The organism is Streptomyces boluensis (assembly GCF_009908195.1).
GTDB lineage: Bacteria > Actinomycetota > Actinomycetes > Streptomycetales > Streptomycetaceae > Streptomyces > Streptomyces boluensis.
In genome coordinates, this window is the sequence record NZ_JAAAHS010000626.1 from 1 (window position 1) to 2448 (window position 2448).

The 2448-nt window shown below is 72.5% G+C and carries 2 protein-coding genes; both read left to right on the top strand.

Translation table 11 applies throughout. The annotated features are described in order from the left end of the window. Positions 1-56 precede the first annotated feature (56 nt). Positions 57-1640 (top strand): sensor histidine kinase, encoded by a 1584-nt coding sequence (locus tag GUY60_RS36755; RefSeq protein WP_161705845.1) that lies wholly within the window; start codon positions 57-59, stop codon positions 1638-1640. Next, positions 1637-2332, top strand: coding sequence for a response regulator (locus GUY60_RS36760; protein ID WP_161705846.1), 696 nt, complete (start codon positions 1637-1639; stop codon positions 2330-2332). Before GUY60_RS36755 ends, GUY60_RS36760 begins: the two co-directional genes overlap by 4 nt. Positions 2333-2448: the final 116 nt, after the last annotated feature.

A 2448-nucleotide genomic window follows, 5' to 3' on the forward strand; every position in this document is an offset into this window, starting at 1 on the left:
GCCTGACCAGGCGATCACGCCCCCGGCCCCGCCCCGTGACCAGGCACCATGGGGGTATGCCCCGCGTCCCCAAACCCCGCAGCCTCGCCGGCCAGCTCTTCGCCATGCAGGTCGTGCTCGTGGCCTTCGTGGTCGCCGGATGCACGGTGTTCGCGTACCTCACCGCGCACCGGCAGGCCGAGGACGCGGCCGGGCGGCAGGCCGCGGCGACCGCACGGGCCGTCGCCGAGTCGCCGTCGGTGCGCGAAGCCATCCGCCGTCCCGACCCGAGTGCGACGCTGCAGCCGTACGCCGAGAAGGTCCGCAGGGCCACGGACGTCGACTTCGTGACGATCATGAATCGGCAGGGCATTCGCTGGACGCACCCCAACCCGGCCAACATCGGCGCCCGCTACCTCGGGCACATCAGGCCCGCCCTTGAAGGCCGCACCTTCCCCGAGACGTACACCGGAACCCTCGGCACGTCCGTGCGTGTGGTGACGCCCATCAGGGACGACGGCCGGATCGTCGGCCTGGTCAGCGCGGGCATCACCATCGAGGAGATCACCGAGCAGGTACGCAAGCAGCTCACCGGGTTCATCGGCGTCGCGGCCGGGGCGCTCGCGCTGGGCGGGCTCGGTACGTACGTGGTCAACGCCCGGCTTCGCCGGCACACGCACGGCATGAACGCGGCGGAGCTGTCCCATATGCACGTCTACCACGAGGCCGCCCTGCACGCCGTGCGCGAGGGGCTCCTCATGCTCGACGGGCAGCGGCGGATCGCGCTGATGAACGACGGCGCCCGCGAGCTCCTCGGCCTCGGCGAGGACGCGGTCGGCCGGAGCATCGCCGAACTCGGCCTGCCCGCGCCGCTGACCGGCGCCCTGCTCGCCGCCGAGCCGCGGGTCGACGAGGTGCATCTGACCGGACACCGGGTCGTCGTACTGAACACCTCGCCGGTGTCCGGGGGCGAGCGGCGCGGCACCGTCGTCACGCTCCGCGACCACACCGAACTGCAGGCGCTGACCGGTGAGTTGAACCATGAGCGGGGGTTCACGCAGGCGCTGCGCTCGCAGGCGCACGAGGCGGCGAACCGGCTGCACACCGTGGTGTCGCTGATCGAGCTGGGCCGGGCGGAGGAGGCGGTGGAGTTCGCCACGGCGGAGCTGGAGCTCGCGCAGGCGCTGACCGATCAGGTCGTCACGTCGGTGGGCGAGCCGGTGCTCGCCGCGCTGCTGCTCGGCAAGGCGGCGCAGGCCAACGAGCGCGGCGTCGAGCTGGTGGTGTCCGCCGACAGCCGGATCGACGACGGGCTGCTGCCCGCCTCGCTGCCGCCCCGCGACCTGGTCACCGTCCTCGGCAACCTGATCGACAACGCGGTGGACGCGGCGACCGGCACTCCGGGCGGGCGGGTTACGGTGACCGCGCGCGCCGACGACGAGCTGCTGTTCCGGGTCTCCGACAACGGTCCCGGCATCCCCCCGGACACCGATGTGTTCCGGCGCGGCCTGTCCGGCAAGGGACCGGGCCGCGGTCTCGGCCTCGCCCTGGTCCAGCAGGCGGTGCACCGGCACGGTGGCTCGGTCGAGGTGACCGGGGCCCCGGACGGCGGCGCGGAGTTCACGGTTCGGCTGCCGCTGCAAAGGGAGGTGCCCGCATGACCGGAGCAGACGACCGCAGGCCCGAGATACGGGTCCTCGTGGTCGAGGACGACCCCGTGGCGGCAGACGCACACGCGCATTACGTCGACCGGGTTCCCGGGTTCCGTACGGTCGGCAAGGCGCACTCCGGGTCGGAGGCGCGGCGGATCCTGGACCGTACCGCGGTCGATCTGCTCCTCCTCGACCTGTATCTGCCGGACGGACACGGCCTGAAGCTGGCGCGTACCCTGCGGGCCGCCGGGCATCACGCCGATGTGATCGCGGTGACGTCGGCCCGCGATCTGACGGTCGTGCGCGAGGGCGTGTCCCTCGGGGTCGTGCAGTACGTCCTGAAGCCGTTCACGTTCGCGACGCTGCGGGACCGGCTCGTGCGGTACGCGGAGTTCCGGGGCGCGGCGGGTGAGGCGGACAGTCAGGACGAGGTGGACCGGGCGCTTGCGACGCTGCGGTCGCCGGGTCCCGCCGCGCTGCCGAAGGGGCTGAGCGCGCCGACCCTGGAGCGGGTGACGCAGACGTTGCGGTCCTCGCCCGACGGGCTGACGGCGACGGTGGCGGCGGAGACGGCCGGGTTGTCCCGGATCACGGCCCGCCGCTATCTGGAACACCTGGTGACGACGGGCCGTGCGGCGCGCAGTCCGCAGTACGGGCAGGTGGGCCGCCCGGAGCTGCGCTACACGTGGCTGAGCGGCTGACGTAGGTACTGCCGTCCGCGCACGGGCATTGACCTGCCTTTGAGCGCCGCCTTAGGTTCACCGGGCAACGAGATCCTGTACGTATGGCTTACGTATGGCTCGTAGGAGGTCATGCC